Annotated in this window: 16 protein-coding genes; 6 read left to right on the plus strand and 10 right to left on the minus strand. The window is 40.9% G+C overall.

The window, feature by feature from the left end; genetic code table 11:
- Window positions 1-228: 228 nt before the first annotated feature.
- A complete protein-coding gene (locus AB8618_RS00215; protein ID WP_413401086.1) occupies window positions 229-1839 on the minus strand; it encodes an endonuclease in 1611 nt (536 codons plus the stop codon).
- A gap of 297 nt (window positions 1840-2136) precedes the next feature.
- On the opposite strand from AB8618_RS00215, the gene AB8618_RS00220 reads away from it, so the two are divergent.
- The 4 genes from AB8618_RS00220 (at window position 2137) to AB8618_RS00235 (ending at window position 7164) form a co-directional block, all read left to right on the plus strand.
- Complete coding sequence (locus tag AB8618_RS00220) at window positions 2137-3951, plus strand: assimilatory sulfite reductase (NADPH) flavoprotein subunit (RefSeq protein WP_413401087.1); 1815 nt, start codon at window positions 2137-2139, stop codon at window positions 3949-3951.
- A gap of 67 nt (window positions 3952-4018) precedes the next feature.
- A complete protein-coding gene (gene cysI, locus AB8618_RS00225; protein WP_413401088.1) occupies window positions 4019-5716 on the plus strand; it encodes an assimilatory sulfite reductase (NADPH) hemoprotein subunit in 1698 nt (565 codons plus the stop codon).
- A 42-nt stretch (window positions 5717-5758) separates the two neighbouring features.
- A complete protein-coding gene (locus tag AB8618_RS00230) occupies window positions 5759-6499 on the plus strand; it encodes a phosphoadenylyl-sulfate reductase (RefSeq protein WP_413401089.1) in 741 nt (246 codons plus the stop codon).
- A 134-nt stretch (window positions 6500-6633) separates the two neighbouring features.
- The gene (locus AB8618_RS00235) at window positions 6634-7164 is read left to right on the plus strand and encodes a DUF4124 domain-containing protein (protein ID WP_413401090.1); all 531 of its coding nucleotides are present in this window, start codon (window positions 6634-6636) and stop codon (window positions 7162-7164) included.
- Here the strand turns inward: AB8618_RS00235 and AB8618_RS00240 are convergent.
- The 4 genes from AB8618_RS00240 to AB8618_RS00255 form a co-directional block, all read right to left on the minus strand.
- A complete protein-coding gene (locus AB8618_RS00240; RefSeq protein WP_409424377.1) occupies window positions 7151-7417 on the minus strand; it encodes a hypothetical protein in 267 nt (88 codons plus the stop codon). The genes AB8618_RS00235 and AB8618_RS00240 overlap by 14 nt on opposite strands.
- 135 nt (window positions 7418-7552) lie before the next feature.
- Window positions 7553-10297, minus strand: coding sequence for an aconitate hydratase AcnA (acnA, locus tag AB8618_RS00245; RefSeq protein WP_413401091.1), 2745 nt, complete (start codon window positions 10295-10297; stop codon window positions 7553-7555).
- A gap of 200 nt (window positions 10298-10497) precedes the next feature.
- Complete coding sequence (locus AB8618_RS00250) at window positions 10498-10926, minus strand: hypothetical protein (protein WP_409424379.1); 429 nt, start codon at window positions 10924-10926, stop codon at window positions 10498-10500.
- Window positions 10927-11022: 96 nt separating this feature from the next.
- On the minus strand, window positions 11023-11406 hold the full coding sequence (locus AB8618_RS00255; RefSeq protein WP_008108378.1) for an RNA-binding S4 domain-containing protein: 384 nt from the start codon (window positions 11404-11406) through the stop codon (window positions 11023-11025).
- A gap of 244 nt (window positions 11407-11650) precedes the next feature.
- Between AB8618_RS00255 and AB8618_RS00260 the strand changes: the two genes are divergently transcribed.
- The gene (locus tag AB8618_RS00260) at window positions 11651-11932 is read left to right on the plus strand and encodes a hypothetical protein (RefSeq protein WP_008108379.1); all 282 of its coding nucleotides are present in this window, start codon (window positions 11651-11653) and stop codon (window positions 11930-11932) included.
- A 71-nt stretch (window positions 11933-12003) separates the two neighbouring features.
- Window positions 12004-12669 (plus strand): hypothetical protein, encoded by a 666-nt coding sequence (locus tag AB8618_RS00265; protein ID WP_413401092.1) that lies wholly within the window; start codon window positions 12004-12006, stop codon window positions 12667-12669.
- An 8-nt stretch (window positions 12670-12677) separates the two neighbouring features.
- Here the strand turns inward: AB8618_RS00265 and AB8618_RS00270 are convergent, their stop codons facing one another.
- The 5 genes from AB8618_RS00270 to glnA all read right to left on the minus strand — a co-directional run bounded on the left by AB8618_RS00270 (window position 12678) and on the right by glnA (window position 17763).
- On the minus strand, window positions 12678-13136 hold the full coding sequence (locus tag AB8618_RS00270) for a Crp/Fnr family transcriptional regulator (protein ID WP_008108381.1): 459 nt from the start codon (window positions 13134-13136) through the stop codon (window positions 12678-12680).
- Window positions 13137-13167: 31 nt separating this feature from the next.
- Window positions 13168-14553, minus strand: coding sequence for a nitrogen regulation protein NR(I) (ntrC, locus tag AB8618_RS00275; RefSeq protein WP_010391999.1), 1386 nt, complete (start codon window positions 14551-14553; stop codon window positions 13168-13170).
- A 15-nt stretch (window positions 14554-14568) separates the two neighbouring features.
- On the minus strand, window positions 14569-15639 hold the full coding sequence (gene glnL / locus AB8618_RS00280; protein ID WP_413401093.1) for a nitrogen regulation protein NR(II): 1071 nt from the start codon (window positions 15637-15639) through the stop codon (window positions 14569-14571).
- Between the two features lie 81 nt (window positions 15640-15720).
- Window positions 15721-16242, minus strand: coding sequence for a DUF4124 domain-containing protein (locus AB8618_RS00285; RefSeq protein WP_409424385.1), 522 nt, complete (start codon window positions 16240-16242; stop codon window positions 15721-15723).
- Window positions 16243-16356: 114 nt separating this feature from the next.
- Window positions 16357-17763 carry a glutamate--ammonia ligase gene (glnA, locus tag AB8618_RS00290; protein WP_413401094.1) on the minus strand — a complete coding sequence of 469 codons (1407 nt, stop codon included), beginning with the start codon at window positions 17761-17763 and terminating at the stop codon, window positions 16357-16359.
- Window positions 17764-17927 lie beyond the last annotated feature (164 nt).

Consider the following 17927-nt stretch of genomic DNA (forward strand, 5'->3'; position numbering starts at 1 on the left):
GCAGTGGGCTTACTAGCCGTAACTTAGACCTAAACCCGAGGGTAAAGAAGTAATCAAAATAAAAAAGCCTTTGCGAATACAAAGGCATATGCTTTTCTGCGAAGCCCGAAGCCCGAAGCCCGAAGCCCGAAGCCCGAAGCCCGAAGCCCGAAGCCCGAAGCCCGAAGCCCGAAGCCCGAAGCCCGAAGCCCGAAGCCCGAAGCCCGAAGCCCGAAGCCCGAAGCCCTTTTACCAAATCATCTCTACAAACTCAGGGTGATCGATATACGGGTTACGATTTCCCTGAAATTCAAACGCTGCTTGGTTGCGGTCTAATTCCATTTGGCTAACAGGGTCGTTGTTATGCCACTTTAACAGCATGGCCACAACCCAGCTTTCAAATACTTGGGTATTGGTGCCATTAAGCACGTCATTACTAGCTGCGGTGTTATTTTGCCAAGCACCAATCACATTTTCGTAGCGGGTTGCCATGTAAAAATAAGCACGAGCAAAGTCACCTTTAAATTCATCAATAGGTTCAAATACAGTACCGTTGTAATTAATCGTATTACTTGCAGAGCCTAATTTACTGCCGTTGGTTGAGGTAAACGAAGCGCTTGCTACTTCACCGAACGGGAAGTTACTTCGTTTTGAATTTACATAGCCGTCTGTGGCGTAAATATGATGAACATCAGAGTTCATCGGTTCAACTTTTCCACCAAACCAACTTTTAGGGAACGAATGCTCTCGGTTGTAGCAATCCGCCTCTCCACTGTAGGTGCCACATTGATCGCTAACGGCTGTGTATGTGTAGCTATCAGAGCCATTGGGCTTCTCGCTGTACATATCTAAAATACTATTATCGTTTTCAAAGTATTTATCACGCGCCGATGCGTCGTAAAAATTCCAAATAGCAGAATACCCTTGAGCATTATGATTATTAATAATGTTATAAAGCTCAGTTTTTAGCGTGTAACCAGACAAGCCTTGGGTTGTCACATAATAGCCGGTTGGCGTCGGTGTTGGCTCAGGGCTTCCTAATGAGAAAGCGGTAGCCTCGGTTGTTTGAAAACTAGCTCCACTGGCAAGCAATGTGCTTTCATTATTCAAGGCGTAGCTACCACTGCCATATGAACAGCAAATACCATCGCCATAGCTGTCATTAATAGTAAATGTATACTCACCATCGGCTACGCATAATTGTTCGGTATATTGGGTGTTTGCAGCATACCCACTTCCGCTTGCAACGACACCGGTTTGGTTGTGCGCTATTTGCCAGCTGGTTTCTTCGCCGTAGTTATCTGTGGTTAGGCTAAAGGTAAGGCTGTTATCTGCGCAGCTCACAGAGCCACTGCTGTCATTATTGGGCAAGAAGTTATCAACATAAACTAACTCGCTACCATCAAATCCCGTTGTATCATAAAAGCGTAAGCCGACATCAATGGTTTTATTACTATCAGCTGTGTAGCTGTAAGTTATACTCTGCCATTGGTTGGTTTGTGCTGGATTTGAATAGCCTTGATAACCATCTATCAACAAACGCGCCTTAAGATGGCCTTCGGTATGATACACATCTACTGAGAACTCATAAGTTTTACCCATTTCAACAGCGACTTGCTGCAAAAAATCAGTATTGCTTTGTGTGCCTGTATTAACGCTAATCGCTGCTGCTTGTGAGCCTGTGCTTACGACTGTGCTGTTGGCAGATACGTTAATACCGCTATCAATCACTGTCCACGCATCTGGGGTGTTGCCACTGTATTGTTCAAAGTTGCCATTAACCACATTAGCCATCGCGGGTAATGAGGATAATAACAAGGTGCTCAAAAGTAATTTGTTTTTATATATACCGTGTAACATAGGTGTTCCTATTTATATTTTTGCGTAATATACCTTAGAACATTAAAGTTACAAAATTGTTAAATTAAAATTTCATAAAAGACAATAAAACCCTTTTAGGTCTATTTCGCAGGTTTTTAGGTAACTTAATAACTAAATGGAATATCAAAGCAGATTCTATTCTTTTTTTATCTATGCTTAGGCGGCTATCCTGCATACTCAATTAACCTCAACAGAACTTTCTGAGTGAGGTGGCACTCATTTTAAACAATGTGAACAAGCATTGTGTTTAACGTTCAGGGTTATGAGGAAAAATTCATGTTGTTAGGTCAACTCAATGCGCTAGCAAGTCCGCTTTCGCAAGAGCAAGTACAAAAGCTACAAGGTTTAGTGGCTGAGCTTAATCCAATTCAGCAAGCGTGGGTTAGCGGCTACTTAGCTGCTAATGCTAATTCTGCAGCGCTAGGCGCACCAGCTTCAGTTACACCCGCAACCTCGGAAGCGGCAGCGTTGACCATTTTATATGGTTCGCAAACAGGTAATGCTAAAGCGGTGGCGACTAAACTTAAAGAGCAAGCTGAGTCTCGCGGCTTAGCAACAAAACTGGTTAGTATGTCAGATTACAAACCGACAGCCCTGAAAAAAGAAAAGTTTTTAACCGTTGTTGTATCGACTTACGGCGAGGGTGAGCCACCAGAAGACGCCGAAACACTGTATGAATTTTTAATTACTAAAAAAGCGCCAAAGCTTGATGGTGTCAAAGTTGCAGTATTAGGTTTAGGTGATTCTAGCTATGAATTTTTCTGCCAAACCGCTAAAGACTTTGAAGAGCGTTTAACTAAATTAGGTGCAGAGGTTATTCATCAACGCGCCGACCTAGACGTTGATTATGATGACGAAGCAGCCACTTGGATTGAGGGCGCATTAAATGCGTTTGAACCAGACTTAAAAGCCCAGCAAGGTGCGACAGGCGGTCAAGTTGTTTCTATGCCATTTGGCGCTCCTGCAGCAGCGGCTAGTCAGTACACAAAGCAAAATCCGTTTGCGGCAGAGCTAAGCTTAGTGCAAAAAATTACCGGTCGTGATTCAACCAAAGATGTACGCCATGTTGAAATTTCACTAGAAGGGTCAGACATTACGTATACACCTGGTGATTCACTCGGTATTTACTTTTTAAATGATGAAGCCCGTGTAGATGAGCTACTAGCGCAAACGCAAATTGATCCAACTAGCCGCGTTAAACTTGGCGATGAAGAACTCAGCGTGCGTGATGCCTTAATTGAAAAATTAGAGCTAACACAATCCTACCCTGGCTTTGTTGAAAAATATGCCACGGCTACAGGCACCCCTGAGCTGCTTAAGCTAGTAGAAGATAAAGGCGCAATGCGCGAATACATTGAGCCTCGTCAAATCTTTGATGTGGTTGCACAAAACCCTGCTAAATTAGAAGCGCAAACACTAGTGGATTGCCTGCGTAAATTACAAGCACGTTTATATTCAATTGCTTCTAGCCAAGCTGAGGTTGAAGATGAGGTGCACTTAACTATTGCATTAGTTGAGTTTGAAGCGTTTGGCACAGAGCACTTAGGTGGTTGTTCAGGGTACTTAGCACGCCGCGCAGAAGAAGGCTGTAAAGTAAAAGTGTTCAGTGAACATAACGATAACTTCCGCTTACCAGTAAGTGATGACACACCAATTATTATGGTTGGTCCAGGTACTGGTATTGCGCCATTTCGCGCCTTTTTACAAGAACGTGATGCACGAGAAGCAACAGGTAAAAACTGGCTGTTTTTTGGTAACCCACACTTTACTCAAGACTTCTTGTACCAAGTAGAAATTCAAGGGTACTTAAAGTCAGGTTTACTAAGTAAGATTGATGTAGCGTTTAGCCGTGACCAAGCAGAAAAAGTTTATGTACAAGACAAGTTACGTAAAAACTCAAAAGAAGTATTTGATTGGTTAGAAGCGGGCGCTCATTTTTATGTTTGTGGCGACGCTAACCGCATGGCAAAGGATGTACACAATGCCTTAGTTGATATCATTAGCGAAAACACCGGTAAAAGCTATGAAGACGCAGAGCAGTACTTAAAAGACTTAAGAAGCGCAAATCGCTATCAGAAAGACGTGTACTAAGTACACATTGTTTACTTTATAAAAAGTAACGCTAACAGCCGTCACTGTAACAAATTTAGGATTAAACATGAGCGAACAAGATAAAAACGTAAAGCTTTCTGATAACGAGCGTTTGAAAAGAGAAAGCAACTTTTTACGTGGCACGATAGAGCAAGATTTAAAAGACGAGATCACCGGTGGTTTTACCGCCGATAATTTCCAGTTAATTCGTTTTCACGGCATGTATCAACAAGATGATCGTGATATCCGTCCTGAACGTGCTAAACAAAAGCTAGAGCCATTGCATAATGTGATGCTACGCGCACGTATGCCTGGCGGTATTATTAAGCCAGAGCAATGGCTTGCAATTGATAAATTTGCTGGTGATAAAACCAGTTATGGCAGTATTCGTTTAACAACTCGCCAAACATTTCAGTTTCATGGTGTATTAAAACCTGAAATTAAAGGTATGCATCAATTGCTTAATAGTGTTGGAATTGATTCGATTGCCACCGCCGGTGATGTTAACCGTAATGTGTTATGTACTACCAATCCGGTTGAGTCTGAGTTACATCAAGAGGCCTACGAGTGGGCAGCAAAAATTTCTGAACACTTATTACCTAAAACGAAGGCATACGCTGAAATTTGGCTCAATGGCGAAAAATCTGAAACCACAGAAGAGCCTATTTTAGGCTCAACGTATTTACCGCGCAAGTTTAAAACCACAGTGACGATCCCACCTAATAATGAGGTGGACGTACATGCTAACGATTTAAACTTTGTGGCGATTGCTGAGGATGGCAAACTCGTTGGTTTTAACGTGTTAGTAGGCGGCGGTCTAGCGATGACCCATGGCGATACAGCAACCTACCCGCGTAAAGCGGACGACTTTGGCTTTATTAGCCTAGAAGATACGTTAAAAATTGCTGAGCACGTGGTATCTGTTCAGCGTGATTGGGGTAACCGCTCAAATCGTAAAAATGCAAAAACTAAATACACACTTGATCGTGTTGGCACTGAAGTATTTAAAGCTGAAGTTGAAAAGCGTGCGGGCGTGAGCTTTGCACCAAGCCGCCCTTATGAGTTTACTCACCGAGGGGATCGTATTGGTTGGGTAGAAGGCATTGATGGTAAGCACCACCTAACCCTATTTATTCAAAGTGGTCGTATTTTAGATTACCCAAATAAGCCGCTTAAAACAGGGTGTCGCAAAATTGCAGAAATTCATCAAGGTGATTTTCGCATGACGGCAAATCAAAACTTAATTATTGCCGGTGTACCGGCCGATCAAAAAGCAGTAATTGAAGAAATAGCCCGCAATCATGGTTTGATTGACGATAAGGACACTGAGCAACGCAAAAATTCAATGGCGTGTGTGGCATTGCCAACTTGCCCATTAGCTATGGCCGAAGCTGAGCGTTACTTACCGAGTTTAATTGAAAAAATAGAAGGCTTATTAGCCAAGCACGGGGTGCCAAATGACAGCATCATTATGCGTGTAGTTGGTTGTCCGAATGGCTGTGGTCGTGCCATGCTAGCAGAAGCAGGTTTGGTCGGCAAAGGCCCAGGTAAGTACAACGTTTACCTTGGGGGTAATACGGAGGGTACACGTATTCCAAAGCTTTACCTTGAAAATGTTGGCGAAGAGGTTTACTTAGAAGCATTCGATAAACTCATTGGACAATGGGTTAGTGAGCGTAATGATGGCGAATGTTTTGGTGATTTTGTTATTCGCAAAGGTATTGTTGCAGAAGTAAAAGTATCCGTTACCGATTTTTACGCATAATTTAAAAGTAGCGCAAAGCGCTGGTGAGGTTTAAAGTTGACCATGAGTGAATTTAAAAACATATTAAAGCTAGATAAAAAAAGCCAACAGGCCATGTTAGCTGATGCGAACGGTTTACTGGCTGACATGAGCGCAGAGCAGCGCGTTACATGGGCTCTAGAGCACTTGCCTGACACTGCGTTTTTATCATCGAGTTTTGGTATCCAAGCTGCAGTAATGTTGCACTTAATGACTGCACAGCGCCCCGATATACCTGTGGTATTAACAGATACTGGCTACTTATTTCCAGAAACTTATCAGTTTATAGAGCAAATGACTTCGCAGTTATCACTTAACTTAAAAGTGTATAAAGCGCAGCTGAGCCCTGCATGGCAAGAGGCTAAATTTGGAAAATTATGGGAGTTAGGTGAGGCAGGTATTAAGCAATACAACCAGCTTAATAAAGTAGAGCCAATGACACGCGCTTTAAAGGAGCTAAATGCGAGCACTTGGTTTAGTGGCCTACGTCGAGATCAATCCTCAAGCCGTGCTGAAAAGCAAGTACTAGAAATAAGCCGAGGCACGGTAAAAGTATATCCCATTATTGAATGGAATAATCGCGATATATATCAGTATCTAACAAAGCACAATTTGCCATACCACCCATTATGGGAGCAAGGTTATGTGTCGATGGGGGATATACATACCACGCGTAAATTAGAGCCCGGCATGAGTGAAGAAGAAACCCGCTTTTTTGGCTTGAATCGTGAGTGTGGCCTGCATATAGATGGAGATGGTATTTAATTATATTATTATTCAAAGCTATAAAATGAAAAAACGCAGCCTTTGCTGCGTTTTTTGTTGTTAAATATTTGCTGAATTGGTTCTTTTTTATTATATTAGTTGTGATGATGGATTAAACACACAGCAGGAACGCTATGAAATACTTCACCTATTTAGCAGTGTCAGTGATGATAATTGCTATTATCTTATTGTTTTATATTAAAAAACCTAATGGCCAGCCTTGGCTAAGCACTTCTCATATTTATAATGAATCAACAGAGATCAAGAATGAAATGATAGCGCTTTCATCTAGCGCGTTAGATAGTATTACCTCAGCAATTACCACAGCGGATGAAAAAATCACTGGGGCTAACTTTGAGTCAGAAACTCCCGAGCCAATTTATAAATGGCAAGATGAGCAAGGACAGTGGCATTTCTCAGATGTACCAAATAAGAATGGTAAAAGCGAAGTGGTTAAGCTTAACCCCGCCGATATCAATGTCGTGGTTGCAGAAGATACCGCCATTTTGAGTGGCAGTGCTAAATCAGCAGTAAAGCCTTTTCCTCAGCGGGCACCAGAGATATACAACAGTGAATCAATTAATAAGCTATTTGAAGATGCTGAAAAAGCTAAAAAGAGAATAGAGCAACGCAGTAAAGAGGTCGAAAGTTTTAGCGGCTTTTAGCTTCGGGATGTTTGATTTGCTGTGATTCTAAATAGCGCTTTTCTGCTTCCATTAATAATATGGTTAAATAAATTTTAGTTGGCAGTGATAAAAACACACCAATTGCAATGCAGGCAGCTGCAGTAATAATACCTTGAATGCCGTATTGGTTGGTAATGTAGCTCGATACAATTAAACCATGGCCTGTCACTATTAAGCACAACCCAAGCAAAATCGATGTTTTAAGTAGTCTTATTATTACAATTGAAGACATAGCGACCTCTGCGCAGCGTGTCTTCTTAGTTTATATAATCTTTATAAAGCGGAATTGATTTAGCGCAAGCATCGATTAATAATATAAAAAAGCCCAGCTCATTACTGAGCTGGGCTGCATTTTCGTTTTAAGCTGCTAGTCGAGCATATTGCGCAGTACGTACTGTAAAATACCACCATGTTTGTAGTAGTCCCACTCTTTCGGAGTATCAATACGCACATCGGCACTAAAGCTAATTTGTTTACCTTCACTGTTAGTGGCAATAACACTGACTTCGTCGGTTTTATCGTATAACCCTTGAATATCAAATTGCTCTTGCCCAGTTAAGCCTAGTGATTCATGGCTTTCACCTTCTTTAAATTGTAAAGGAAGTACGCCCATACCAATTAAATTAGAGCGGTGAATACGTTCATAGCTTTGTGCTATCACAGCTTTAATACCGAGTAATAATGAGCCTTTTGCAGCCCAATCTCGTGAGGAGCCGGTACCATATTCTTTACCTGCTAGAACCACTAAGGGTGTTCCACTTTCTTGATATGCCATTGCCGCATCATAAATACTTTCTAGCTTATCGTCAGGTTGAGTGCGGGTAACACCGCCCTCGGTTCCAGGAGCCAGTAAGTTTTTAAGGCGCACATTTGCGAACGTACCGCGCATCATTACTTCGTGATTACCACGTCGTGATCCATAAGAGTTAAATTGCGCTTTTTCAACCCCATTTTCTTGTAGGTAAAGCCCTGCCGGTGCCTCTGCCTTAATTGCACCTGCTGGTGAAATATGATCGGTAGTCACCGAATCCCCCAGTTTAGCTAAACAACGCGCACCCTCAATAGTTGGAATACCCGGTGGTTCAACACTCATACCATCAAAGAAAGGCGCTTTTTTAATATAAGTAGAAGCACCGTCCCAATCGTAAAGTTTACCATCAGGTATTTGAATTTTTTGCCAACGACTGTCGCCATCGTAAACATTGGCATAGCTTTTTTCGAACATCTCTTTAGTTACCGTACTTTTTACTAGTTCACTTACTTCTTTAACGCTCGGCCAAATATTTTTAAGGTAAATATCGTTACCATGCTTATCTTGCGCTAGTGGCTCGTTGTAAACATCAATATCGGTTCTACCCGCTATGGCATAGGCAACTACTAAAGGAGGCGACGCTAAAAAGTTCATTTTAACATCTTGATGTATGCGCCCTTCAAAGTTACGGTTACCCGATAAAATTGAGCTTACAACTAATTTGTGTTTTTGAATCGCTTCACTAATTTCATCGGCAAGTGGGCCTGAATTACCAATACATGTGGTACAGCCATAACCCACTAAATTAAAGCCGAGTGCATCCAAGTCATCCATCAACCCTGCTTTTTCAAGGTAATCGGTAACCACCTGTGAACCTGGCGCAAGTGAGGTTTTAACCCAAGGTTTTACATTAATACCTAACTGACGTGCTTTTTGAGCTACTAAACCGGCAGCTAAAATAACACTTGGGTTAGATGTGTTTGTACAGCTAGTAATTGCAGCAATAACACAGGCACCATCATTTAACTCAAATTCTTCTCCATTAAAGTTTACTTTTGCTGCGCCCATAAACTGCGCTTCATCAGTTGGTTCATCTGGATTGATAGTAGGGCCTTCGCTTTCAATACGCGCTTGCTCTTCATCGCTTTTATCACGACGTGCCATACGCTCGTCTTGAAAGTCTTTTAAGTGCTGACCAATAACCTTGCCGGCTTTATCCAAAGTAATTCTATCTTGCGGGCGTTTAGGGCCTGCTAGGCTAGGCACAACATCATCTAAAGTTAGTTCAAGCTTATCGGTATAATGTGCTTCGTCGCCATCGTTACGCCATAAGCCTTGGTGTTTAGCGTAATCTTCAATTAGTTTGAGCTGCTTCTCATCGCGATTAGTTAAGCGTAAGTAATTAATCGTTTCATCATCAATAGGGAAAATACCACAGGTTGCGCCATACTCTGGCGCCATATTAGCGATAGTTGCTCTATCGGCAAGTGGCAAATCGGCAAGGCCGTCACCATAAAACTCAACAAACTTACCTACCACACCGTGGTTACGCAGCATTTCAGTAACGCTAAGTACTAAATCGGTTGCTGTAGTGCCCTCAGGTAAGCGACCATTTAATTTAACACCCACAACTTGTGGAATAAGCAAGCTAATAGGTTGGCCAAGCATGGCGGCTTCGGCTTCAATGCCACCTACACCCCAGCCAAGTACGCCTAAACCATTAATCATAGTTGTATGAGAATCTGTGCCGACTAGTGTATCTGGGTAGGCTAATGATTTGCCGTTTTTTGTATCATTAAATACTACGCGGGCTAAATACTCTAAATTCACTTGGTGAACTATACCGGTTGCGGGTGGTACAACTTTTAAGTTATCAAATGCGGTTTGTCCCCAACGTAAAAATTCGTAACGCTCTTTGTTGCGCTCATATTCTAATTTTGAATTTAAGTCGAATGAGCCATCTTTACCATAACCATCCACTTGCACCGAGTGATCAATTACCAGCTCTGCAGGAGAAAGCGGGTTTATTTTTGCAGGATCACCACCGAGCCTTTCCATTGCATCACGCATGGCAGCTAAATCAACAATTGCAGGGACACCAGTGAAATCTTGCATTACTACGCGGGCTGGAGTAAACGCCACCTCGGCAGAGGGCTTCGCTTTTGGATCCCAATCTAATAAGGCCTGAATATCTTGTTCTTTAATATTCACACCATCTTCGTTACGTAGTAAGTTTTCTAGCAATACTTTTAACGAGAAAGGCAGGCGTTTGGCTTTATCGCCAAGTCCCATGAGCGAGTTGATATGATATTGCTCGCCATTGATAGTGAGCTGTTGTTGGGTGTCGAAACTATTTTTCATTATTTGTCCCTTCAATAAATTAGATTAATATTCTTGTAAAAGTGACCTCTGTAGTGATTTGCAAAGTGTGTACCATGATAAAAAATACCATACTGTATAATTTATTTTGGTCGTTATTTAAATAGAGATGAAGGCCAAAAGTTAAAATTCAAGAGATACTCTGAGTAATAATTGACCACAAAACTAAACTCAAAAAAGTGTTATTTAAAGTAGTCCTGTTGCTTTAAATGGAAACTTAAATACACCAATGCAATCGAAATTATCGTGACTGCAATAGGCATAAAAATAGCGCTAATACCAAACAAGTTGATGCTATTAATAATCATAAAATTATAGTATTGCTGAGCTAGAACCGCTGCCAAAGAGATTATTAATGTTAATGTGGCTAGTGACTTTTTGAATAACAAAAGTACGCATCCTAATGCGCCGCCAAATACCGCAATAGCAAACGCTAAAGTAGCCCATAGAGGTTGGCTGTTATAAGCAAGCTGTTGTTCTTCAGGTAGTTTACTTATCATCTCTGGAGAGAGAAACAGCTGCATGACAAATGCAAGAATACCTAATATGTTCCATAATAAGGCAGTAATAAGTACGGGTTTTATCCAGCGGTTTGAGGTGTTTTCTGACATGTAAGCATCTATTTTTTATTATTGATATTCTATTAAAGAATAAAAAAGCCAGTGATGCAAACTGGCTTTTAATAACACGTATAACTTAAGCAAATGTTAGCCAAATGAAATAGGGCGACGACCCGTTTTTTCATCAACTTTAGGCTTTTTAGTGCGTTTGCGTTTATTTTTAGCCGGCTCTGTTGTTGCTACTGGCGCGGCTTTTTCTGCTGTCACTGTTTCATCAATAACTGGACGTTCTGCTGGAGTGGCATCTTCACTTAACGTTAATTGAAACAACTCGCCATCAAATGCAAGTACATCACCGCTGTATAATTTTTTCCGTTTGATTGTACAAATTTCATGGTTAACACCGACATAGCCTTCGCTAATTAGGTTTTTTGCTTGACCACCACCTTCAACAAGATCTAATACCTTTAATAATTTGCACAGCTCTATAGGCTCTTCTTCTAACTCAACTTCTATATATTCTTCGTTCATCATGTTTCTCAGTGGGGGTGGTATTAGCTGTAGTATAAAGGCTCAGTGGCTATTTTGCACCAAAGTGAGCTTGTTAGGTGAGTTGATTATGTGATTTTTTATGAAACTTTTTATCTCTTTTTATAGTCTTTAAAAAAACTGAAGTAATTCAGGGTTAAGCTTCACGCGAAAAAAATTACACATTGGCGCGCTAATTGCCAATATCGGCCGTATAAGAGATTGAATATAAATAATGGAGTAAAACATGGGCATAAGATTAGCGATGAAAAAAGAGCTAATGGGCTTAGAGCATTCAGATCTGTTAACCGCTGATGATGTAAGAGCGCATCTAGCACAACAGGTAAAAGAAGATACTGAACGTGGCTTTTCAGTTATCTCTAAGTTTAACGATACCCATAGCCAGCTAACTAGCGGGCTTAAAACCAAACAAAGTGAGCTAGTATTTGAGCGTCATCGGTTATTTAATGAAGTGCTGTACAAACGTCAGAGTGTCGATGCATGGCTAAATAACCAGACTTCAGGTTAAACAGCCAAATAAATTAAGTTGCCATTTTAAATCACTCCTTTAGACTACACTTGTAATCAATGGGGGTGATAATGAAAAATGGAATTTTAGCGTGTGCACTCATGCTATTGTTGAGTGCATGCCAACAACCTACAGTGTATATATTTAGTAAAGGTTTATCGGACTCACAGCGTCAGCAGCTAGAGGCCGCACTTAAATCACAATCCTTACCTTACGAATATGTTGAACACGACATCCCTCGGGAATTTGGCGTAGCTACTTTACTATTATCAAATGATAGAATTTTACGCCAAGAAACAGAGCAGTTAGCTACTATTATGCAAGGGCTAGGTTATCAACCCGAAATTAGCTACACCACACGCGAAAATCACTTTTATGGCGATGGTAATATTGGTTTTTATCTAAAAAATACTAATGCGTATGACGCTTTTACCATGCCTTCTCGGTTGCGAACAACCCAGTGCGAAAAAGATGAGTTTAATGACCTAGTCGTAACCTTTAATGATCAACATGCTGAGTTCACATTAATCAGCGGCGCAAAAGTCACATTGAAATGGGAATATTTATACGGCTATTTGGTTATTTACTACAGCAATTATTCACAAACCTACACTCATTCACAGCCATTGGTTGAGACACCTTTTGGCGATAAACCATCAGACACATATACCATAACAGCTCATGTAAATAAGCCAGGCTGGCTTAATTGTTCAATGCAGGTTGTTTATATGGATTAAGTTAACTGTTAACCATGCTCTTCTATATGCTCCGAGAGTTTTGCAATGCGCAGGCTCATACCTTCAATAATACGGTCTTTAATTTTTTCACGTATGACATTAGGTAGGCGGGTAAGGGCATCGGCAGTAATAGCCAGTACTATAGCGCTTTCTTTGGCGCGTGCATTAATACTGCGCTCTCGGTTATTAATAAATGCACCTTCACCAATAAATTCGCCAGGTTCTATACTGCCCAGTTCCAGTAGGTGATTGTGTTTAAACACCATTAAAGATCCACTGAGCACAATAAACAGTCGCTTATCATTATCAAATTCTTTAAATAAAAACTGATTTTTATTTATCAAATAGAGCAAACCAAACGACTCAAGCAGAATTTGGCGCTCATTAAGTGTGAATTCTTTAAAAAAATCTAAGCGATTTATAATCTCCATTTGCTTAAACAAAGGGATGTTCTCAATTAACTTCATTAATAACCTAGGACGCTAGTCTTATAAAATATCAGCTAATATTGCGCTCTTTTAATTTTCGGGTCAACGTATTGCGACCCCAACCAATTTTTACTGCGGCTTCTTGCTTATGGCCAGAACAATTAGCCAGTGCTGTTTTTATTAAGCGGGTTTCTAGCTGGGCTTGAATATCCGGCCAAATATTTTCTTTACCTTGTTTAAACTCTTGATTAAGCCACTGCTGAAATGAATCTAGCCAATCGCCTTCTTGTGTTGCGGCGGCATTATCAATAATTTCAGGAGGTAAATCTTGCTCGCCAATCAGCTCTCCAGGCGCCATAACGGTTAACCAGCGGCAGGTGTTTTCAAGTTGACGAACATTCCCAGGCCAATTAAATAAACACAGTTGTTTAATTGCTTTAGGGCTTAATACTTTGCTATCTACTTGCAGGTCTTTTGCGCTTTTATGTAAAAAGTGTAGCGCTAGGCGCTCTATATCCTCAGGGCGCTCGCGTAAAGCAGGTAAACGTAGGCGAACCACGTTTAAACGATGAAATAAATCATCCCTAAACTTACCTTGCTTTACCAGTTCTTCTAAGTTTTGATGGGTGGCAGCAATAATGCGTACATCTACTTTTATACTTTGATGACCCCCTACGCGATAAAATTCGCCATCGGCTAATACGCGCAATAATCGCGTTTGTACATCCAGTGGCATATCACCGATTTCATCCAAAAATAAGGTACCGCCATTAGCTTGTTCAAAGCGACCTTTACGCACGCTATCTGCTCCAGTAAAAGCGCCTTTTTCATGGCCAAACAGTTCAGATTCAACTAATTCTTTAGGGATGGCAGCCATATTAAGGGCAATAAATTGGTTTTCTTTACGTGGGCTGTGGTTATGCAAAGCACTGGCAACCAACTCTTTACCAGTACCTGACTCTCCATTGATCAGTACGCTCATACTCGATGCTGAGAGTTTACCTATGGCACGAAATACCTCCTGCATAGCAGGGGCTTCACCAATAATATGGGCACTTTTGGGTGGCGCGCTTTTACGTTTCGTTTTTTTAGTGGAATTAGCTCGATACGCACTTTCCACCAGTGCAACTGCTTCATTTAAATCAAACGGCTTGGCCAAATACTCAAATGCGCCTTTTTGGAATGCATTAACGGCTGAATCAAGGTCTGAGTGGGCGGTCATAATGATCACAGGTAGCCCCGGCGTTTGCTCTGCTATTAGCTCAAGCAACGCCATACCATCCATGCCAGGCATTCTCACATCAGAAATCAACACGCTAGGTTGACTAAATTTTAGCGCGTTAAGTACGTTTTGCGCATCTGCAAAACTTTCTACTTCAAACCCTGCGCGAGTCAGTGCTTTTTCTAATACAAAGCGAATTGAGGCATCATCATCTACAAGCCAAGCTGTTTTCATGCAAACTCCAAAGTATTAATCTGTAAACGGCAGATAAATATTAAATTCAGTATGTCCCGGCCAACTATCACATTCGATATAGCCATCATGTTGATCAATCAAGGTTTGCGCTATAGATAACCCAAGTCCCGAGCCACCTTCTTTATTGGTAGTCATAGGATAAAATAAGGTGTCGCGTAAATTAGCATCAATACCTGGGCCGTTATCCATTACTTGAATAAGTAGTGCCTTTTTAGGGGCTTTGCCAGGACGACGATGCTGGTAATTAATCCGCGTTTTTATTTTTATTTCGCCACCATCTACTAATGCTTGTTGTGCATTACGCACAATGTTTAGCACTACCTGTTGAACTTTGCTCTGATCAATATAAACATCAGGAATACTCGGATCGTAGTCTTTAACTAACCGAATATCGCGGTTGTTATCTAAGGTACTGAGTTTTACAACCGACTCTAATGTTTGATGTATATTGCCATACGATTTTTGCGGCAGCTGATTGGGTCCAAGGAGTCTATCAACTAATTCACGCAACCGATCGGCTTGTTCAATTATCAGTTCTGCACATTGATCTCTTTCTTGCTGATCACCTTCATACTGCAATAATTGCGCCGCCCCGCGAATTCCACCCAGTGGGTTTTTAATTTCATGAGCTAAACCGCGAATTAAGTTACGTGCAGCTTGGTATTGGTGCATTTGATTTGAGACTTGATCGTGCTTTATTTCGTCATCAGTTTGTCGACATTCAAATAAAATATAAAAGGTGTCGTTATGCTTTATTCGTCGTGTGCTGACCGCTAACTTTGCATGGCGAGAATCGATAAACACCACATCAGCTCTATGCTGGTGGCAGTCTACACCGTCAACTAACGAATACTGTGCAATACGTTTTAAGTCTATAGAGTGGTAATTAAATAAATCATCGAACGCTTGCCCTGGTAAGCGCTTTTCGCCTAAGCCAAGTAATTCACTGGCACTAGTGTTGGCGTAAATGAGCGTAAAGCTTTCATCAAGTAACATCAGGGCGGTGGTTTGGTTTTGCCAAATTATATTTAGTAGCTCTGGGCTAAAATGTGTTTTGTTAATCATTATTGCACCATTTTAGTGCGCCTGGGGAGGTAGGCAAGGTTTTTAGTAAAATATACGCTAATTGTGCGTACTTAACTGCAATTACCGACCTATATTAAGGCCTTTGCGATGCATAAAAAATACACTTTCAGGGCTAGTTGCAATTACCTGGTTTTGTTTATTATAAAGTTTAACTTGTAGTCTGTGTTGCCCGCGCTCTACATCTCTTAACGCCAGCATAGTGGTGTCACTAGGTTCATCAATGGCAACGCCATTTAAAAATAAACCAATGGTAAATCCAGCTTCAAACCGAGGAGCAATCTGAGTTGAAACATACACAGAGCCGGTGTTTTCTCTTATAGCTTGGTTGGGCTCTGGCGATGTAATGCTAATTTTAAACTTTACCGCTGTTTTAGTTGGTGAAGTATTAAGAATATCAGTATTTGTTGCAGGCATGTTGAAGTGTTGGCTAGTGAGTTTAACCTCTTTAGCACCAGGTTGGGGGGTATCTGAAAAAACCAGTACACCATTTTTATCTTTCCATGCGTAAATTTTTTTATTATTCGCATGGCTATTAAGGCTTAATATTAAAGCTATTAATAGCAATAAAACCTTACCTATCATCCTGCTAACCTGCATTGTTAAAACATACTTTACTTTAGTGTAGAACCATTAAATTTACCATAAAAAAAGCCCGCAGAGCGGGCTTAAAACACACATTATTTATCGGTTAATAAATTAACAGCTGTAGTACATTTCAAACTCAACTGGGTGAGTTGTCATGTTAAGTTTTTCAACTTCTTTTGACTTAAGTGCAATGTAAGCATCGATTAGGTCGTTAGTGAATACGCCACCTTGGTTTAAGAACTCACGGTCTGCATCTAATGCCGCTAATGCTTCATCTAATGATGCTGCCACTGTTGGAATTTCTGCCGCTTCTTCAGCTGGTAAGTCGTATAAATCCTTATCCATAGCATCGCCAGGGTGAATTTTGTTTTTAATTCCGTCAAGGCCAGCCATAAGCATTGCTGAGAATGCAAGATATGGGTTAGCAGTTGGATCTGGGAAGCGTACTTCAATACGACGACCTTTTGCAGATGGAACCACTGGAATACGAATTGATGCTGAACGGTTACGTGCAGAGTATGCAAGCATTACCGGTGCTTCAAAGCCAGGTACTAAACGCTTGTACGAGTTAGTTGATGCATTGGCAAAAGCGTTGATTGCTTTAGCATGTTTGATGATACCACCAATGTAGTAAAGCGCGTCTTCAGAAAGACCGCCGTACTTATCACCTGCGAATAAGTTTACGCCGTCTTTAGCTAAAGACTGGTGACAGTGCATACCTGAACCGTTATCGCCAACAACAGGCTTAGGCATAAAGGTTGCTGTTTTTCCGTATAAATGAGCCATGTTGTGAATAACATATTTCATTTCTTGGATTTCATCTGCTTTTAAAACCATAGTGTTAAAGCGAGTTGCGATTTCATTCTGACCGGCAGTTGCCACTTCGTGGTGGTGCGCTTCAACAACTTGCCCAAGCTCTTCAAGAACTAAACACGTTGCAGAACGCCAATCCTGAAAATCATCAACAGGTGCAACCGGGAAGTAACCGCCTTTAATACCTGGACGGTGGCCTGTGTTGCCATCTGCATATTCTTTATCTGAGTTCCAAGCTGCTTGCTTAGAATCAATTTTATACATTGAACCTGACATGTCAGATTTGTATTTAACGTCGTCAAATACGAAAAACTCTGGCTCTGGACCAAATAAAACGGTGTCAGCAATACCGGTAGAACGCATGTACTCTTCAGCGCGTTTTGCCACTGAGCGTGGGTCGCGCTCATAACCTTGTAATGTAGAAGGCTCAACCACGTCACAACGAACTATTAGCGTTGTTTCTTCTGTGAAAGGGTCAAGCTTGATTGAATCTGCATCAGGTAGTAACACCATGTCTGATTCATTAATGCCTTTCCAGCCAGCAATTGAAGAACCGTCGAACATTTTTCCATCTTCAAAAAAGTCTTCATCAACTTGATGATGAGGAATAGAAACATGTTGCTCTTTACCTTTTGTGTCAGTAAAGCGTAAATCAATGAACTTAACGTCATTTTCTTTAATAAAATCTAAAACCGATTGTGACATGTGTCCTCCAACTATTGGGTTTTATTATTGCTGCTTAGATACTTTAAATACTTACAAGCTGATTTTGTGCCACTATTATAATATGTTGTTTTTAATGTAAAAATATATAAACAATATAAAGGTGATATAGATTAAGCACTATTTTGGTGCGTAATAATTCCAAA

The sequence above is a fragment of the Pseudoalteromonas sp. RW-H-Ap-1 genome (assembly GCF_048318575.1).
Classification (GTDB): domain Bacteria; phylum Pseudomonadota; class Gammaproteobacteria; order Enterobacterales; family Alteromonadaceae; genus Pseudoalteromonas.

Coding starts and splice junctions, on each gene's coding strand:
- AB8618_RS00215 (WP_413401086.1), bottom strand. CDS start 1,839: ATGTTACACGGTATATATAAAAACAAATTACTTTTGAGCACCTTGTTA.
- AB8618_RS00220 (WP_413401087.1), top strand. CDS start 2,137: ATGTTGTTAGGTCAACTCAATGCGCTAGCAAGTCCGCTTTCGCAAGAG.
- cysI (WP_413401088.1), top strand. CDS start 4,019: ATGAGCGAACAAGATAAAAACGTAAAGCTTTCTGATAACGAGCGTTTG.
- AB8618_RS00230 (WP_413401089.1), top strand. CDS start 5,759: ATGAGTGAATTTAAAAACATATTAAAGCTAGATAAAAAAAGCCAACAG.
- AB8618_RS00235 (WP_413401090.1), top strand. CDS start 6,634: ATGAAATACTTCACCTATTTAGCAGTGTCAGTGATGATAATTGCTATT.
- AB8618_RS00240 (WP_409424377.1), bottom strand. CDS start 7,417: ATGTCTTCAATTGTAATAATAAGACTACTTAAAACATCGATTTTGCTT.
- acnA (WP_413401091.1), bottom strand. CDS start 10,297: ATGAAAAATAGTTTCGACACCCAACAACAGCTCACTATCAATGGCGAG.
- AB8618_RS00250 (WP_409424379.1), bottom strand. CDS start 10,926: ATGTCAGAAAACACCTCAAACCGCTGGATAAAACCCGTACTTATTACT.
- AB8618_RS00255 (WP_008108378.1), bottom strand. CDS start 11,406: ATGAACGAAGAATATATAGAAGTTGAGTTAGAAGAAGAGCCTATAGAG.
- AB8618_RS00260 (WP_008108379.1), top strand. CDS start 11,651: ATGGGCATAAGATTAGCGATGAAAAAAGAGCTAATGGGCTTAGAGCAT.
- AB8618_RS00265 (WP_413401092.1), top strand. CDS start 12,004: ATGAAAAATGGAATTTTAGCGTGTGCACTCATGCTATTGTTGAGTGCA.
- AB8618_RS00270 (WP_008108381.1), bottom strand. CDS start 13,136: ATGAAGTTAATTGAGAACATCCCTTTGTTTAAGCAAATGGAGATTATA.
- ntrC (WP_010391999.1), bottom strand. CDS start 14,553: ATGAAAACAGCTTGGCTTGTAGATGATGATGCCTCAATTCGCTTTGTA.
- glnL (WP_413401093.1), bottom strand. CDS start 15,639: ATGATTAACAAAACACATTTTAGCCCAGAGCTACTAAATATAATTTGG.
- AB8618_RS00285 (WP_409424385.1), bottom strand. CDS start 16,242: ATGATAGGTAAGGTTTTATTGCTATTAATAGCTTTAATATTAAGCCTT.
- glnA (WP_413401094.1), bottom strand. CDS start 17,763: ATGTCACAATCGGTTTTAGATTTTATTAAAGAAAATGACGTTAAGTTC.